Origin of the sequence: Caldimonas sp. KR1-144 (genome assembly GCF_049446155.1) — a bacterium.
In the GTDB taxonomy this organism is placed as follows: domain Bacteria; phylum Pseudomonadota; class Gammaproteobacteria; order Burkholderiales; family Burkholderiaceae_C; genus Rivibacter.
In genome coordinates this window covers 111677-126819 of the sequence record NZ_JBMSEE010000010.1, presented here as the reverse complement: position 1 = coordinate 126819, position 15143 = coordinate 111677, and the positions used below count along the sequence as shown (strand labels likewise).

The 15143-nt window shown below is 70.2% G+C and carries 13 protein-coding genes; 12 read left to right on the top strand and 1 reads right to left on the bottom strand.

What is annotated here, in order from left to right; genetic code table 11:
* Positions 1–122 precede the first annotated feature (122 nt).
* Positions 123–2075, top strand: a complete 1953-nt coding sequence (locus ACO2TI_RS20640) for a hypothetical protein (protein ID WP_423287061.1) — start codon at positions 123–125, stop codon at positions 2073–2075.
* Here the strand turns inward: ACO2TI_RS20640 and chrA are convergent.
* Entirely contained in the window at positions 2062–3402 is a 1341-nt protein-coding gene (chrA, locus tag ACO2TI_RS20635; protein ID WP_423287060.1) for a chromate efflux transporter, read from the bottom strand. The genes ACO2TI_RS20640 and chrA overlap by 14 nt on opposite strands.
* Positions 3403–3538: 136 nt before the next feature.
* On the opposite strand from chrA, the gene ACO2TI_RS20630 reads away from it, so the two are divergent.
* The 11 genes from ACO2TI_RS20630 (at position 3539) to ntrC (ending at position 15131) form a co-directional block, all read left to right on the top strand.
* The gene (locus ACO2TI_RS20630) at positions 3539–4657 is read left to right on the top strand and encodes a sensor histidine kinase (RefSeq protein WP_423287059.1); all 1119 of its coding nucleotides are present in this window, start codon (positions 3539–3541) and stop codon (positions 4655–4657) included.
* A gap of 34 nt (positions 4658–4691) precedes the next feature.
* Entirely contained in the window at positions 4692–5468 is a 777-nt protein-coding gene (locus tag ACO2TI_RS20625) for a LytR/AlgR family response regulator transcription factor (RefSeq protein ID WP_423287058.1), read from the top strand.
* A 125-nt stretch (positions 5469–5593) separates the two neighbouring features.
* Positions 5594–6655 (top strand): YncE family protein, encoded by a 1062-nt coding sequence (locus ACO2TI_RS20620; protein WP_423287057.1) that lies wholly within the window; start codon positions 5594–5596, stop codon positions 6653–6655.
* Positions 6639–7424 carry a polysaccharide deacetylase family protein gene (locus ACO2TI_RS20615; protein WP_423287056.1) on the top strand — a complete coding sequence of 262 codons (786 nt, stop codon included), beginning with the start codon at positions 6639–6641 and terminating at the stop codon, positions 7422–7424. Before ACO2TI_RS20620 ends, ACO2TI_RS20615 begins: the two co-directional genes overlap by 17 nt.
* Entirely contained in the window at positions 7424–8407 is a 984-nt protein-coding gene (locus ACO2TI_RS20610) for a sterol desaturase family protein (RefSeq protein ID WP_423287055.1), read from the top strand. The genes ACO2TI_RS20615 and ACO2TI_RS20610 overlap by 1 nt, the downstream gene beginning before the upstream one ends.
* On the top strand, positions 8408–9259 hold the full coding sequence (locus ACO2TI_RS20605) for an EI24 domain-containing protein (protein ID WP_423287054.1): 852 nt from the start codon (positions 8408–8410) through the stop codon (positions 9257–9259).
* A gap of 3 nt (positions 9260–9262) precedes the next feature.
* Entirely contained in the window at positions 9263–10075 is an 813-nt protein-coding gene (locus ACO2TI_RS20600) for a competence/damage-inducible protein A (RefSeq protein ID WP_423287053.1), read from the top strand.
* A gap of 266 nt (positions 10076–10341) precedes the next feature.
* Positions 10342–11757 (top strand): type I glutamate--ammonia ligase, encoded by a 1416-nt coding sequence (gene glnA, locus ACO2TI_RS20595; protein WP_423287052.1) that lies wholly within the window; start codon positions 10342–10344, stop codon positions 11755–11757.
* Between the two features lie 153 nt (positions 11758–11910).
* Positions 11911–12441 carry a hypothetical protein gene (locus ACO2TI_RS20590; RefSeq protein WP_423287051.1) on the top strand — a complete coding sequence of 177 codons (531 nt, stop codon included), beginning with the start codon at positions 11911–11913 and terminating at the stop codon, positions 12439–12441.
* The gene (gene glnL / locus ACO2TI_RS20585; RefSeq protein WP_423287050.1) at positions 12431–13564 is read left to right on the top strand and encodes a nitrogen regulation protein NR(II); all 1134 of its coding nucleotides are present in this window, start codon (positions 12431–12433) and stop codon (positions 13562–13564) included. Before ACO2TI_RS20590 ends, glnL begins: the two co-directional genes overlap by 11 nt.
* 64 nt (positions 13565–13628) lie before the next feature.
* Positions 13629–15131: a nitrogen regulation protein NR(I) gene (gene ntrC / locus ACO2TI_RS20580; RefSeq protein WP_423287049.1), complete on the top strand. Its 1503-nt coding sequence runs from the start codon at positions 13629–13631 to the stop codon at positions 15129–15131.
* Positions 15132–15143: the final 12 nt, after the last annotated feature.

The window sequence follows — 15143 nt, the reverse complement described above, 5'->3', positions numbered from 1 at the left end:
CTGACGCGATCCCGCGATCGAAGGGCCGCCGAGAGGCGGCCCTTCCTGTTTCTTGGGGATGGACGCTGGCATGCGGCCTCGGGAGAGTCGCGCCGTCGAGGTATGACGACGGGGGGCTCTCGATGGCCAGCAAGTCCGGCAAGGCGGCGCGTGCGCCGCGATCGCAAGGCGTTCCTCGCATCTCGGCCGCGCAGCTTCGCCGCGTCGCGCGCCCTGACGCGATCGACTTTCGCGACCGGCCCTTCGTGCCGATGGTGTCGCTGACGCCGCAGCTCGAGCGCCTGCCCGACGTCGTGCTGCCGATCAAGCATCAGGGCCAGACCAACGCCTGCACCGGCTTCGCGCTGGCGCTGGTGGTCGAGTACCTGCAGCGCAAGTCGCTGCGCGAGAAGGACGCGAGCGTTTCGCCCTTCATGCTGTACTCGATGGCGCGCCGCTACGACGAGTTCCCCGGCGCGCAGGAGGACGAGGGCTCGAGCGCGCGCGGCGCGCTGAAGGGCTGGTTCAAGCACGGCGCCTGCCGCGAGCGGCTGTACCCGACGATCGACATGCCCCCGGCGAGCGATTCGCTGGCCGACGACTGGTGGTTCGATGCCGTCAAGCGCCCGCTGGGCGCCTACTACCGCGTCGATCCCAAGCGCATCGCCGACATGCACGCCGCGCTCAACGAGGTTGGCATCCTGCTGGCGACCTGCGGCTGCCACAGCGGCTGGGACGATGGGCTCGAACTCGAGCCGCAACGGCGCGTGCCGAAGTCATACAAGTCGATCTGGCGCATCCCGCGCCGCGGCGGCCGGGCCCAGCATCCGGGCCATGCCTTCGCGATCGTCGGCTACTGCGAGGACGGCTTCCTGATCCAGAACTCCTGGGGCCCCGACTGGGGCAGCCACGGCTGGGCCGTGCTCGGCTACGACGACTGGGTCGACAACGCGATGGACTGCTGGGTCGCGCAGCTCGGCGTCGTGACCGCCGAGCACCGGGCGATCGCGCGCTCGATGACGCTGCGCACCGACGCGTCGACCGGCCGCGTCAAGCTGGCCGCCAGCGAGGTGCTGCGCGAACGCGAGATCGCGCCCTTCGTGATCAACATGAGCAACAACGGCGAGCTCTCCAACAGCGGCAGCTTTCGCACCATGCCCGACGACGTGCGAGCGATCGTCGACGTGCAGCTGCCGCTGGCGCGCGAGAAATTCGGCCTGAAGCCCGCCGAGCCGATCGACGTGTGCGTCTACGCGCACGGTGGCCTGGTCGGCGAGAAGGCCGCGGCACAGATCGCCGCGCGCTGGATCCCCAGGCTCTACGACGCGAAGATCTTTCCCATCTTCCTGATGTGGGAGACCGGCGCCTTCGACACCATCATGAACCGCCTGTCCGACGCGGTGAAGGACGTGCCGCGCACGGCCGGCGGCATCGGCGAGCAGATCGAGCGCTGGTGGAACCGCCGCCTCGAGCGCGCGCTCGCGCGCCCCGGCACGCAGCTGTGGGGCGAGATGAAGCAAAACGCCGATGCGATGAGCAAGCCGGTGTTCGATCCGCGCGGCCCGCTGCTGCCGCAGGATCAGCAGCCCGGCGCCGTGCAGCTGTGGATGCACTTTCGGGAGCGCGCCGCGCAGCACAATCTGCGCGTGCACCTGGTCGGCCACTCGGCCGGCAGCATCGTCGCGAGCTTCGTCATCGACCGCGTCGCCGATGCGATGCCCATCGAGTCGCTCGCGCTGATGGCGCCGGCGGTGCGCATGCAGACGTTCCGCGACCTGGTCGTGCCGCGCCTGCAGTCCGGCGCGGTCAAGCGCTTCGTGCAGTTCCACCTGAGCGACCACGCCGAGCAGGACGACCCGACCTGCGGCCCCTACCGCCGCTCGCTGCTCTACCTGGTCAGCGAGTCCTTCGAAGGCGGCGCGACGACGCCCATCCTCGGCCTGCAGAAGGACTTCGACCGCCACATCGCGCCGCTGCTGCCGAAGGTCGAGGTGCATGTCGCGCCCGGGCCGGTGAGCACCAGCACGACGCACGGCGGCTTCGACGACGACCCGGGCACGATCGAGCGGATCGTCGAGTTCATCAAGGGGCGCTGAACAGCGTCACGGCCAGGCCGAGCACGGCGCACGCCGCCAGCACCTCGATCACGCCGCTCCTGAACCGAAACAGCGCCAGTGCCGCCGCCAGGGCGATCAGCGCGGCGGTGAGGTCGAACGCGCCGTCGCGGCCCTGCGGCCACAGCACGTGCAGCGCGAAGAACAGCGCCAGGTTCAGGATCACGCCGACCACGGCGGCGGTGATCGCCGTCAGCGGCGCGGTGAAGCGCAGGTCGCGGTGGGTCGACTCGACCAGCGGCCCGCCGAGCAGGATGAACACGAACGACGGCAGGAAGGTGAACCAGGTCGCCACGCAGGCCGCCACGATGCCGGCCGCCGGCAGCGCCTCGGGCCCGAACACGGCCTGCTGCCAGCCGCCGACGAAGCCGACGAAGGCCACCACCATGATCAGCGGGCCGGGCGTGGTCTCGCCGAGCGCGAGGCCGTCGATCATCTGCGCGGCGCCGAGCCAGCCGTGGTGGTCCACGGCGCCCTGGTAGACATAGGGCAGCACCGCATAGGCGCCACCGAAGGTCAGCAACGCCGCCTTGGTGAAGAACCAGCCCATCTGCGCCAGCGTGCCGTGCCAGCCCAGCCAGGCCGCCAGCGCCGCCAGCGGCGCGGCCCACAGCGCCAGGCCGACGGCGGCGACGCGCGCAAAGCGCGGCCAGCGGTGACGTGCGTGGGCGGGCGTCGGCGTGTCGTCGTCGATCACCGCCACGCCGTGGCGGGTCCGCGCGGCGGCATGGCCGCCGGCGGCGAAGCGCTGCGGCGCCACGCGAGCGCCGACTGCGCCGAGCACCGCGGCCGCGAGCACGATCAGCGGGAAGGGGACGGCAAACGCGAAGATCGCGACGAAGGCCGCCGCGGCGATCGCCCACAGCCAGGCGTTGCGCAAGGCCCGCGAGCCGATGCGGTGCGCGGCGTGCAGCACGATGGCCGTGACCGCCGGCTTGATGCCGTAGAACAGGCCCGCGACCAGCGGCGTGTGGCCGAAGGCGAGGTAGATCCACGACAGCGCGATCAGGATCGCCAGCGACGGCAGCACGAACAAGCCGCCGGCGACGATGCCGCCCCAGCTGCGGTGCAGCAGCCAGCCGATGTAGGTGGCGAGCTGCTGCGCCTCGGGCCCGGGCAGGACCATGCAGTAGTTCAGCGCGTGCAGGAAGCGCCGCTCCGAGATCCAGCGCCGGCGCTCGACCAGTTCCTGGTGCATCACCGCGATCTGCCCGGCCGGCCCGCCGAAGCTGATGAAGCCCAGCTTGAGCCAGAAGCGCAGCGCCTCGGCGAAGCTGGGGGCGGGCGGGCGTTCGGTGGGCGGTGTCATCGGGCCGCGAGGCTAGCATCGGCCGCCCCGCGCGGCTTTGCGGCGCCGCGACTCGCGGCCCCGCAACCGCGCTTCGTCGCACCGCTCGCCCCGGCGGCTTGGCGAGCGGGCCGGCGCGGGGCTATCGTGGCTCCCCATGCAACCCCTCGTGCAGCCCTCCGCCGACAACGACGACGCGAACGCTGCGCGCGCCCAGCGATCCTGGCGCGACTGGTTGGCCGGCTTCGGCTGGCGGCGGCTCATCGTCGTTGCCTTGATCGCCAGCCTGGTCACCGTGGTGATCAAGCCGATCTTCATCAACTCGCTGGTCGACCTGTGGCTGCGCGCGCTCGTGATCGCCTGGGGCCTGGCCCTGGTCTACACCGTGGCGGGCAACTGGCGCCAGACCTGGCTGCCGGCGTGGCTGGCCCAGGTGCTGGCGGTGGTGACGATGGCGCCGATCTTCGCGGTCGTCGAGTCGCTGCAGGACGTCGGCTGGCAGCTCGGCGCGGTGCTCGAGAACCGGCACCGGATGATGGGCTTCGTCTGGGTGCTGGGCCTGAGCCTCGTGGTCGGCCTGATCGCCTCGCTCGCGGCGCTGGTGCGCGAGCGCGAGGAGCGCGCCAGCGCGCAGGCGCTGCGCTTCGCGCTGGAGCGCGAGACGCTGGAGCGCCAGGCGCTGGACGCGCGGCTGCGGCTGATGCAGGCGCAGATCGAACCGCATTTCCTGTTCAACACGCTGGCCAACGTGCAGGCCCTGGTCGAGGCCGGCTCGCCGCGCGCGGCGACCGTGCTCAAGAACCTGATCGCCTACCTGCGCGCCGCGCTGCCGCGGCTGCGCGCGGCCGACGAGACGCTGGGCAATGAGTTGGCGTTGGTGCGCGCCTACCTGGAGGTGATGACCTCGCGCATGCCGGACCGTCTGCAGTACGCGATCGACGTGCCGGCGCCGCTGCACGGCCTGCGCTTTCCGTCGATGGGCCTGCTGACGCTGGTCGAGAACGCGCTGCGCCACGGCATCGATCCGTCGGAGTCGGGCGGGCACATCGAGGTCGGCGCGCGCGCCGAGGGCGAGCGCGTGCGGATCTGGGTGCAGGACTCCGGGGTCGGGCTCGACGAGACCGCACAGCCGGGTTTCGGCCTGTCGCAGCTGCGCGAGCGGCTCGCGGCCTACTTCGGCGCGTCGGCCAAGCTCGAGCTCGGCATGCCCGACGGCGGGCGGGGCCTGCGCGCGGAGATCGTGTTCGAGCCCGAAGCCGGGCCGCGCGCCGATTGAACCGCGCGTTCCGAACTGCACAATCCCGAGCGCGATGCCGATCCGTCCCACTGCCATCGTTGCCGACGACGAGCCGCTGCTGCGCGAGCGCCTGGTGCGCCTGCTCGGCGAGCTGTGGCCCGAGCTCGAGGTGCTGGGCGAGGCGCGCAACGGGCGCGAGGCGGTGGAGCTGGCCGCCCAATGCGCGCCGGCGGTGGTGTTCCTCGACATCCGCATGCCGGGGCTCAACGGCGTCGAGGCGGCGCGCGCGATCGGCCGCAAGGCCCTGGTCGTCTTCGTGACGGCTTATGACGAATACGCGGTGCAAGCCTTCGAGCAGGGCGCGATCGACTACCTGATCAAGCCCTTCGAGCCGCAGCGCCTGGCCGATACGGTGGCGCGCCTGAAGGAGCGTCTCGAAAGCGCCGGCGCCGGCATCGACGACGAACAGCTCGACGCGGTGCTGCGCCGCCTGGCCGCGCGCATCGACGGCCCGCGCCCGACGGCCTGGCTGCAGTGGATCCGCGCGTCGGTGGGCCCGGCGATCAAGCTGATCCCGGTCGAGCAGGTGCTCTACCTGCGCTCCGACGAGAAGTACACGCTGGTGGTCTGGGAAGGCGGCGAGGCGCTGATCCGCAAGTCGATCCGCGAGCTGATCGAGGAACTCGATCCCGAGCGCTTCGTGCAGATTCACCGCTCGGTGATCGTCAACCTGCACCGCGTCGTGCAAGTGCTGCGCGGTGCCAACGACACCGCCGAGCTGCAGATCAAGGGGCGCAGCGAGACCTTGCCGGTCAGTCGCAGCTACCTGCATCGCTTCCGGCAGATGTGAGCCCGGCCGTCAGGCCGCCGCAAAGTGCCCCGGTACACTGGCGGATTGCGTTGTCGGGGTACGTGTTGAAGCGTTCGATGTTGAGCCCGCGGAGTGGATCGGCTCTCGCGCGGCGGACGATGGTGATGACCGCCGTGAGGGCCGCCGCGGGCGCGGCCGTCGGGTCGATCGGCAGCCTGCTGGTCGCCAGCGTGCAGGCGCAGCCCGGCCAGGCGGCGAGCGCCGCGGCCAGCGCCCCTGCCGCAGCGCGCTCGCCGGTGTTCGTGCTGAACTCGCTCGACGCGACCATCAGCGTGATCGATCCGGCCACCTGGACCGAACTGCGTCGCCTGCCCACCGGCAAGGAGCCGCACCACCTCTACCTCACGCCCGACGAGCGCGCGCTGCTGGTGGCCAACGCGATGAGCGACTCGATCACGGTGGTCGACCCGCGCAGCGGCGCCGTGCTGCGCACCATCGCCGACATCGGCGACCCCTACCACCTGCGCTTCTCGCCCGACATGAAGTGGCTGGTGACCGCGGCGAACCGGCTCGACCACCTCGCGATCTATCGCTGGCAGGGCTCGGCCGCGCAGGCCGGCGGCCAGTTCGAGCTGGTCAAGAAGGTGCCGGCCGGACGCACGCCCAGCCACCTGGCGATCGACAGCAAGAGCAGCGTCGTCTATGCCTCGCTGCAAGACAGCGACCAGCTGATCGCCGTCGACCTCGCGACGCAGGCGCCGCGCTGGACGGTGGCGGTCGGCAAGATGCCGGCCGACGTCTACCTCGCGCCCGACGACAAGACGCTGCTGATCGGCATGACCGGCGAAGACGTGGTCGAGGCCTGGGACGTCACGCAGAACCCGCCGGTGCTCACCAAGCGCATCAAGACCGGCGCCGGCGCGCACGCGTTTCGCGCCTGGGGCGATGGCCAGCACGTGCTGGTCAGCAACCGCGTGGCCAACACGATCAGCCGCATCGACCTGAAGACGCTGGCCGTCGTGGACCAGTACGCCGCGCCCGGCGGCCCCGACTGCATCGACGTGCTGGTCGACCCGGCCAGCAAGGCGAAGCTGATCCTCGTGACCTCGCGCTGGTCGCGCCGGCTCACGGTGATCGATCCGGCAACGCGCCAGATCGTGCGCCAGGTGCCGGTAGGCCGTTCGCCGCACGGCGTGTGGACGCTGGAGCATGCGTCGCGCCGTTGAGTTCGCGCTGGCCGCGGCTGCGGCGCTCTGGCAGCCGGTGCAGGCCGCGCCGGCCTGCGAGCGGCCGGTCTACCTCACGTTCGACACCGGTCACATGGGCGTGGCCGACTTGGTGGCCGACGTGCTCGCGCGCCACGATGTGAAGGTCACGTTCTTCCTCGCCAACGAGAAGACGCAGGACGGCGGCTCGAGCCTCGATGCCCGCTGGGCCGCGTGGTGGAAGGCGCGCGCGGCCGAAGGCCATGCCTTCGGCTCGCACACCTGGGACCATGTGGTCTGGCAGGCGGACGTTGCCGCCGGCCTGAAGGCCCGGCCGACGGCCGGCGAGCAGGCGGGGCAAACGCAGGTGCTCGATGCCGCGGACTACTGCGAGCAGCTGCGCCGTCCGGCGCGCTGGTTCACCGAGGCGACGGGCCAGGCGATGCTGCCCTTGTTTCGCGCGCCGGCCGGGCGCACCTCGGCCAGGCTGCTCGAGGCCGCGCGGCAGTGCGGCTTTCGGCACGTCGGCTGGGCACCGGCGGGTTTCCTCGGCGACGAACTGCCGAGCGAGCGTTTCCCGAACCGGCTCCTGCGGGACACCGCGTTGCGCGACATCCGCGAAGGCGACATCCTCGTCGCCCACCTGGGCATCTGGTCGCGCAAGGATCCCTGGGCGCCCGCGGTACTGGAGCCGCTGATCGAGGGTCTGAAGGCGCGCGGCTTTTGCTTTCGCACCCTGGCCGAGCATCCGCAGTACCGTGACTGGATCACGAAGCATCCGCTGAACTGATGGACGGGTTGATCGATCTCTTTGCGCGCGCGCAGCAGGCGCTGTTCGAAGGCGCGGTCCAGCCGCTGCTGTTCGCCGTGGGCCAGGCCAACCTGCTCGAAGACGCGTTCGACGCCACCGGCTGGCTGCTCGTGGGCCTGCTGCAGGTCGCGGTGATCGCCTTCGTCTTCGCGCCGCTTCAGCGCCTGCGGCCGGTCGAGCCGCTGCGCGACCGGCGCGCGGTGCGCGTCGACGTGGTCTACACGCTGATCCACCGGCTCGGGCTGTTCCGCCTCGGTGTGTTCTTCGCGATCGAGCCGCTGACCGACGCGCTGTTCGGTCGCGCCGCGATCTACGGCTTCTCGGGCTGGCAGCTCGACGCCGCGGTGGCACCCTGGTGGCCCGGCGTGACCGACAGCGCGTGGTTCGCGTTCGCGCTCTACCTGGTGGTGTTCGACTTCGTCGATTACTGGATCCACCGCGGCCAGCATGGCGTGGATGCCTGGTGGCAGCTGCATGCGCTGCACCACAGCCAGCGGCAGATGACGGCCTGGTCCGACAACCGCAACCACCTGCTCGACGACCTGCTGCGCGACACGATCATCGCGCTGGTCGCGCGCGCGATCGGCGTCGCGCCGGGGCAGTTCGTCGCCATCGTCGCGGTGACGCAGCTGCTGGAGAGCTTCCAGCACGCCAACCTGCGCGTCTCGTTCGGACGCATCGGCGAGCGGCTGCTGGTGAGCCCGCGGTTCCACCGGCTGCACCACAGCATCGGCGTCGGCCACGAGTCGAAGGGCGCAGGCACGCTGGGCGGCCACAACTTCGCGGTGCTGTTCCCGTGGTGGGACGTGCTGTTTCGCACCGCCAACTTCGAGTTGGAGCGCTTCGACGCCACCGGCATCCGCGACCAGCTGCCGCCGCCGGCTGGCCGCGCGCGCGACTATGGCCGCGGCTTCTGGTCGCAGCAGTGGCTCGGCCTGGTGCGCCTGTTCGGACGGGACTGAATGAACCTGATGTTCGACGCCTTCTGGCGCTCGGTGGCCTATTGCCTGCTGCCGCGCGTGATCCTGCTGTCACTGCTGCCGTTGCTGATCACCAGCGTTGCGGCCTGGGCGCTGGGCTGGTTCTTCTGGGAGCCGGCGGTCGACGGCGTGTCGACGTGGCTTTCCAGCTGGTCGCTCGGCGAGACGGTGATGACCTGGCTCGACGGCGTCGGCGCGAGCGGCTTTCGCGCGGTGATCTCGCCGTTGATCGTGGTCGCGATTGCCGCGCCGCTGCTGGTGATCGCCTCGCTGCTGGTGGTGGCGGTGGCGATGAGCCCGGCCATCGTCGAGCTGGTCGCCAAGCGGCGTTTCCCGGCGCTCGAGCGTCGCCAGGGCGAGCCGGCCTGGCGTTCGGTGCTGTGGTCGCTGGTGTCCACTATCGCGGCGGTGGCGCTGCTGGTGGCGAGCATGCCGCTGTGGCTGATCCCGCCGCTGGTGCTGGTGCTGCCGCCGCTGATCTGGGGCTGGCTGAGTTATCGCGTAATGAGCTTCGACGCGCTGGCCGAGCATGCCTCGCGCGACGAGCGCCGCGCATTGATGCGCGAGCACCGCTGGCCGCTGCTGGCAATCGGCGTCGTCACCGGCTTTCTCGGCGCGGCGCCGTCGCTGGTGTGGGCGGTGAGCGCGATGGCGCTGGTGCTCGCGCCGCTGCTGATCGTCGTGTCGATGTGGCTGTACACGCTGGTGTTCGCGTTCTCGTGCCTGTGGTTCACGCATTACGCGCTGGCCGCGCTCGACGCGCGCCGCCGCGCCGAGAACCCGGCGCCCGTCGCGCCAGACCTGCGCCAGTTCGGCGCGCTGCAGGAGCCTTGAGCCATGGCCTTCGGACTCATCATCGTCGGCGACGAGATCCTCTCGGGCAAGCGTGAGGACAAGCACCTCGCCAAGGTGATCGAACTGCTCGGCGAGCGCGGCCTCGCGCTCTCGTGGGCGCGCTATGTCGGCGACGAGCCCGAGCGCATCACGCAGATGCTGCGCGAGGCCTTTGCCAGCGGCGACGCGGTGTTCAGTTGCGGCGGCATCGGCGCGACGCCCGACGACCACACGCGCCAGTGCGCCGCGGCGGCGCTGGGCGTCGAGCTGGAACTGCATCCGAAGGCGCGCGAGCTGATCCTCGAGCGCATGCGCGACGTCGCGATGGAGCAGGGCGTGCCGTACGAGCCCGACCGGGCCGACAACGTCCACCGGCTCAACATGGGCGTGTTCCCCAAGGGCGCGACGCTGATCGCGAACCCCTACAACAAGATCCCCGGCTTCAGCTGCGAAGGGGTGGCCGGCGGTGCGGTGCACTTCGTGCCGGGCTTTCCGGTGATGGCCTGGCCGATGATCGCCGCGGTGCTCGACGAGCGCTATCGCGCGCTGCACGGCAGCGCGCGCAGCGAGGAGCGCTCGGTGATCGTCTACGGCGCGATGGAAGCGACGCTGACGCCGCTGATGAACGAGGTCGAGGCGCAGCACCCTGGCGTGAAGGTCTTCAGCCTGCCGAGCGTCGACCATCCGGTCCATGGCCGTCACATCGAGCTGGGCGTCAAGGGCCGGCCGGGCGAGTTGATCGCGTCGGCCTACGCGACGCTGCGCGCCGGTCTCGAGCGGCACGGCGTGCGCCTGGGCCCCGAAGCGGTGCGCTGACGCGAGGCCGCGGGCACCAACGACGTGCGATCGGCGCACCGAACTGGCGCGTCCCGTCCGCCTGTGCTGGCCGAAGCGGCCGTTCGTGGCGGTTCGAGGCCGCTTTAGCGGGCTGTGCCAGCCTCGACAGCCCCGAATCTGGGCATGGATTCTGCTAAATTGCCGCGTGCCTTTTTGGGGCCTCTCTCTGGGGAATCGAAGGCTTTGACGTCTTTGCCGACCCTCCCAACCAACTCCACGACCAGCGCCCTCGCAGGAGAACCTGAATGTCCAAGACCGTCGCCGACGTGATGAACATGGTGAAGGACAACGAAGTCAAGTTCGTCGACTTCCGCTTCACCGACACCCGCGGCAAGGAACAGCACGTGACCGTGCCGGTGTCCGCCTTCGAAGAAGACAAGTTCACGTCGGGCCACGCCTTCGACGGCTCCTCGATCGCCGGCTGGAAGGGCATCGAAGCCTCCGACATGCTGCTGATGCCGGACCCGAACACGGCCAACATCGACCCGTTCTTCGAAGAGCCGACGCTGATCCTGACCTGCGACGTGCTCGAGCCGGGCGACGGCAAGCCCTACGAGCGCGACCCGCGCTCGCTGGCCAAGCGCGCCGAGGCCTACATGAAGTCCTCCGGTCTGGGCGACGCCGCCTACTTCGGCCCCGAGCCCGAGTTCTTCGTGTTCGACAGCGTGCGCTGGAACGTCGACATGTCGGGCTCGTTCTCGAAGATCGAGTCGGAAGAAGCGGCCTGGAACACCGGCAAGGAGTACGAGCACGGCAACTCGGGCTACCGTCCCACCGTCAAGGGCGGCTACTTCCCGACGCCGCCGATCGACAGCATGCAGGACATGCGCTCGGAGATGTGCCTGATCCTCGAGTCGCTGGGCATCCCGGTCGAAGTGCATCACCATGAAGTGGCCAACGCCGGCCAGATGGAGATCGGCACCAAGTTCAGCACGCTCGTCGAGCGCGCCGACTGGCTGCAGCTGCAGAAGTACGTGATCCAGAACGTCGCGCACGCCTACGGCAAGACCGCGACCTTCATGCCCAAGCCCGTCGTCGGCGACAACGGCTCGGGCATGCACGTGCACCAGTCGGTCTGGAAGGACGGCAAGAACCTGTTCGCCGGCGACGGCTACGCGGGCCTGAGCGAGTTCGCGCTGTACTACATCGGCGGCATCATCAAGCACGCCCGCGCGCTCAACGCGATCACCAACCCGGGCACCAACAGCTACAAGCGCCTGGTGCCGGGCTTCGAGGCGCCGGTGAAGCTGGCTTACTCGTCGCGCAACCGCTCGGCGTCGATCCGCATCCCGTACGTGGCCAACCCGAAGGGCCGTCGCATCGAGGCGCGCTTCCCGGATCCCCAGGCCAACCCGTACTTCGCGTTCGCCGCGCTGCTGATGGCCGGCCTCGATGGCGTCGAGAACAAGATCCATCCGGGCGAAGCCGCCACGAAGGATCTGTATCACCTGCCGCCGGAAGAAGACGCGAAGATCCCGACCGTCTGCCACAGCCTGGACCAGGCGCTCGAGTATCTGGACAAGGACCGTGCCTTCCTGACCAAGGGCGGCGTGTTCACCGACGGCCTGATCGATGCCTACATCGAGCTCAAGATGCAGGAAGTCCAGCGCTTCCGCATGACCACGCACCCGGTCGAGTTCGACATGTACTACAGCCTGTGATCCGTGCGAACGCAGCCGCGCCGCGGCTGTGTTTTCCGACACGAAGGGACGGCCGCGCGCCGTCCCTTTTTCTTTGCGGCCGTGCACCCGCACCGCCCGCGCCGCGTTGGGGCGGTATCCTCCGACGATCACGCCAACGAGATGGAGATTGCGATGCGTACGCCGGACCGATGGACCGCCACGAGGCGATGCGCCAGCGGCCTCCTCGCCGCGGCGGCCGTGCTGGCCTGCGCGCCGGCGCTGGCCCAGGAGCGCACGGTCTATCGCTGCCCGGGCAACGTCTACACCGACGGCCTGACGGCCAAGGAAGCCGCCGCCAAGGGCTGCAAGACCCTCGAGGGCGCCCCGGTCACGGTGATCCAGTCGACCGTGCCGCGCCGCAGCGAATCAGGCGCGGCGGCGCGTTCGGGCGGCGAGGGCGCCAAGGTCGATCCCGCCGACCAGCGCGCGCGCGACGCCGACAAGCGCCGCATCCTCGAAGACGAGCTACGGCGCGAGGAAGAGCGCCTTGCCTCGCTGCAGAAGGAATACAACAACGGCGAGCCGGAGCGCCGCGGCGACGAGCGCAACTACCAGAAGTACCTCGACCGCGTGGCCGACCTGAAGGCCAGCATCGAGCGCTCGCAGGCCGACATCGCCGCGCTGCGGCGCGAGATCGGCAAGCTGCCCGGCGGTGGAGGCTGATCCGCGCGCCGGCGGCCCGCGCCAGGTCGCGCCGGCCGGGGCCGACGTGATCGCGGCGGGCGCCGAGGGCTTTGACCTGCTGGCGACCATGGTCGCGATCGTGCGGCCCGACGGCCGCTGCCTGTTCGCCAACACCGCCTTCGAGAACGTGCTCGGCCAGTCGCGCCGCAGCGTGCTGCGCCGGCCGTGGTTCGACTGGTTCGTCGAGGTCGAGCTGCTGCAAGACACCGTGGCGGCGGTCGCGCGCAACGAGTTCTCGACCAGCCGGCTCGATGCCCAGCTGCGCCGCCCGGCCACCGCGGCCGAGCCGCTGCGCGTGCACGTGATCGTCAACCAGATCGAGGCGCCGGGCACCGCCGATGCCGCGGTGCTGATCGAGCTGATCGAGATCGAGCAGCAGGCGCGCCAGGACCGCGAGGAGCGGACGGCCGACCAGGTGCAGGCGAACAAGGAGCTGATCCGCAACCTCGCGCACGAGATCAAGAACCCGCTGGGCGGCATCCGCGGCGCGGCGCAGCTGCTGCAGATGGAGATCGAGTCCAAGCGCGAGCTGACCGAGTACACGCAGGTCATCATCCACGAGGCCGACCGCCTGCAGGCGCTGGTCGATCGCCTGCTCGCGCCGCACCGCCGGCCGCACGTGGTGGCCGACATGAACATCCACGAGGTCTGCGAACGCGTGCGCTCGGTGGTGATGGCGGAGTTCCCGCGCGGCCTGCGCATCGAGCGCGACTACGACATCTCGATTCCCGACTTCCGCGGCGACCGCGAGCAGCTGATCCAGGCGGTGCTCAACATCACGCACAACGCCGCGCAGGCGCTGGCCGAGCGCATCGCCGCCGGCGACGCACGCATCTGGATACGCACGCGCATCGCGCGGCAGGTCACCATCGGCAAGCAGCGCTATCGTTTGGCACTGGAATTGCATATCGAGGACAACGGACCGGGCGTGCCGCCCGAGATCCGGGACCGCATCTTCTACCCGCTGGTATCGGGTCGGGACGGCGGCTCGGGGCTCGGGCTCACGCTGGCGCAGACCTTCATCTCCCAGCACCAGGGGACGATCGACTGCGAGAGCGAACCGGGCCGAACGTTGTTCCGCATCACGATCCCGCTGCCCTGATCCGCACGATGGGCCTTGGCAACGGAGTCGCCCACCTCAGCCAAGAACGAGAACGCACGAGCGCATGAAGCCCATCTGGATCGTCGACGACGATCAATCCATCCGATTCGTGCTCGAGAAGGCGCTCACGCGCGAGGAGCTGCCGGTGCGCAGCTTCGCGAACCCGCGCGACGTGCTCGCTGCGCTCGACGAGGACGATGTGCCGCAGGTGCTCGTGAGCGACATCCGCATGCCCGGCGGCTCGGGCATCGACCTGCTGGCCAAGGTCAAGGAGCGCATGCCCGGGCTGCCGGTCATCATCATGACGGCCTACTCCGATCTCGACAGCGCGGTCTCGGCCTTCCAGGGCGGCGCGTTCGAGTACCTGCCCAAGCCCTTCGACGTGCCCAAGGCGGTGGAGCTGATCCGCCGGGCGGTCGAGGAGAGCCTGCGCGAGGACGTCTCCGACGAGCGCCTGGCGCAGATGCCCGAGATGCTCGGCCAGGCGCCGGCGATGCAGGATGTCTTCCGCGCGATCGGGCGGCTCAGCCAGAGCAACGTCACGGTACTGATCACCGGCGAGTCGGGTTCGGGCAAGGAGCTGGTCGCTCGCGCGCTGCACAAGCACAGCCCGCGCGGCAGCGGCCCCTTCGTCGCGATCAACACCGCGGCGATCCCCAAGGACCTGCTCGAAAGCGAGCTGTTCGGCCACGAGCGCGGCGCCTTCACAGGCGCGCAGACCACGCGGCGCGGTCGCTTCGAGCAGGCCGACGGCGGCACGCTGTTCCTCGACGAGATCGGCGACATGCCGTTCGACCTGCAGACGCGCCTGCTGCGCGTGCTCAGCGACGGCCAGTTCTACCGCGTCGGCGGCCACAACCCGATGCGCGCCAACGTGCGCGTGATCGCCGCGACGCACCAGAACCTGGAGCAGCGCGTCAAGGAAGGCGTGTTCCGCGAGGACTTGTTCCACCGCCTCAACGTCATCCGCCTGCGCCTGCCGCCGCTGCGCGAGCGCCGCGAAGACATTCCCACGCTGGCGCGCTACTTCCTTCAGCGCAGCGCCAAGGAACTGGGCGTCGAAGCCAAGCGCATCTCGGATGCCGCGCTGGCGCGGCTCACCGCATTCGACTTTCCCGGCAACGTGCGCCAGCTCGAGAACATCTGCCACTGGCTGACCGTGATGGCGCCGGCGCAGATGATCGACGCCAAGGACCTGCCGCCCGAGCTGCTGTCGAGCGCGCCGCTCGAGCTGCCGGTGGCCATGCCGCCGGCGTCCGCGCAGTCCGTGGCTGCCGAGCCCGCCGTGGCCGCGCCGTCGACCGGCGCCGCGGCGCTCGCGCCGGTGGCATCGGCGCCGGCAATGACGGCAGCCGGCTGGCTCGCCGACCTCGAACGCGAGGCGCGCAGCCTGCTCGAAGCCGGCGTGCCGGACGTGTGGGATTCGCTCACGCGCAAGTTCGAGGCGCAGCTCATCCATGCGGCGCTCGACATCACGCGCGGCAGGCGCATCGAGGCCGCGCACAAGCTCGGCATCGGCCGCAACACGATCACGCGCAAGATCCAGGAACTCGGCCTGGACGATTGAGCGACCCGCAGC

Excerpts from the sequence above, each read along its gene's own strand:
- ACO2TI_RS20640 (WP_423287061.1), top strand. The coding sequence starts at position 123 with ATGGCCAGCAAGTCCGGCAAGGCGGCGCGTGCGCCGCGATCGCAAGGC.
- ACO2TI_RS20590 (WP_423287051.1), top strand. The coding sequence starts at position 11,911 with ATGCGTACGCCGGACCGATGGACCGCCACGAGGCGATGCGCCAGCGGC.
- ACO2TI_RS20600 (WP_423287053.1), top strand. The coding sequence starts at position 9,263 with ATGGCCTTCGGACTCATCATCGTCGGCGACGAGATCCTCTCGGGCAAG.
- glnA (WP_423287052.1), top strand. The coding sequence starts at position 10,342 with ATGTCCAAGACCGTCGCCGACGTGATGAACATGGTGAAGGACAACGAA.
- ACO2TI_RS20620 (WP_423287057.1), top strand. The coding sequence starts at position 5,594 with ATGACCGCCGTGAGGGCCGCCGCGGGCGCGGCCGTCGGGTCGATCGGC.
- ACO2TI_RS20625 (WP_423287058.1), top strand. The coding sequence starts at position 4,692 with ATGCCGATCCGTCCCACTGCCATCGTTGCCGACGACGAGCCGCTGCTG.
- chrA (WP_423287060.1), bottom strand. The coding sequence starts at position 3,402 with ATGACACCGCCCACCGAACGCCCGCCCGCCCCCAGCTTCGCCGAGGCG.
- ACO2TI_RS20630 (WP_423287059.1), top strand. The coding sequence starts at position 3,539 with ATGCAACCCCTCGTGCAGCCCTCCGCCGACAACGACGACGCGAACGCT.
- ntrC (WP_423287049.1), top strand. The coding sequence starts at position 13,629 with ATGAAGCCCATCTGGATCGTCGACGACGATCAATCCATCCGATTCGTG.
- ACO2TI_RS20615 (WP_423287056.1), top strand. The coding sequence starts at position 6,639 with ATGCGTCGCGCCGTTGAGTTCGCGCTGGCCGCGGCTGCGGCGCTCTGG.
- ACO2TI_RS20610 (WP_423287055.1), top strand. The coding sequence starts at position 7,424 with ATGGACGGGTTGATCGATCTCTTTGCGCGCGCGCAGCAGGCGCTGTTC.
- ACO2TI_RS20605 (WP_423287054.1), top strand. The coding sequence starts at position 8,408 with ATGAACCTGATGTTCGACGCCTTCTGGCGCTCGGTGGCCTATTGCCTG.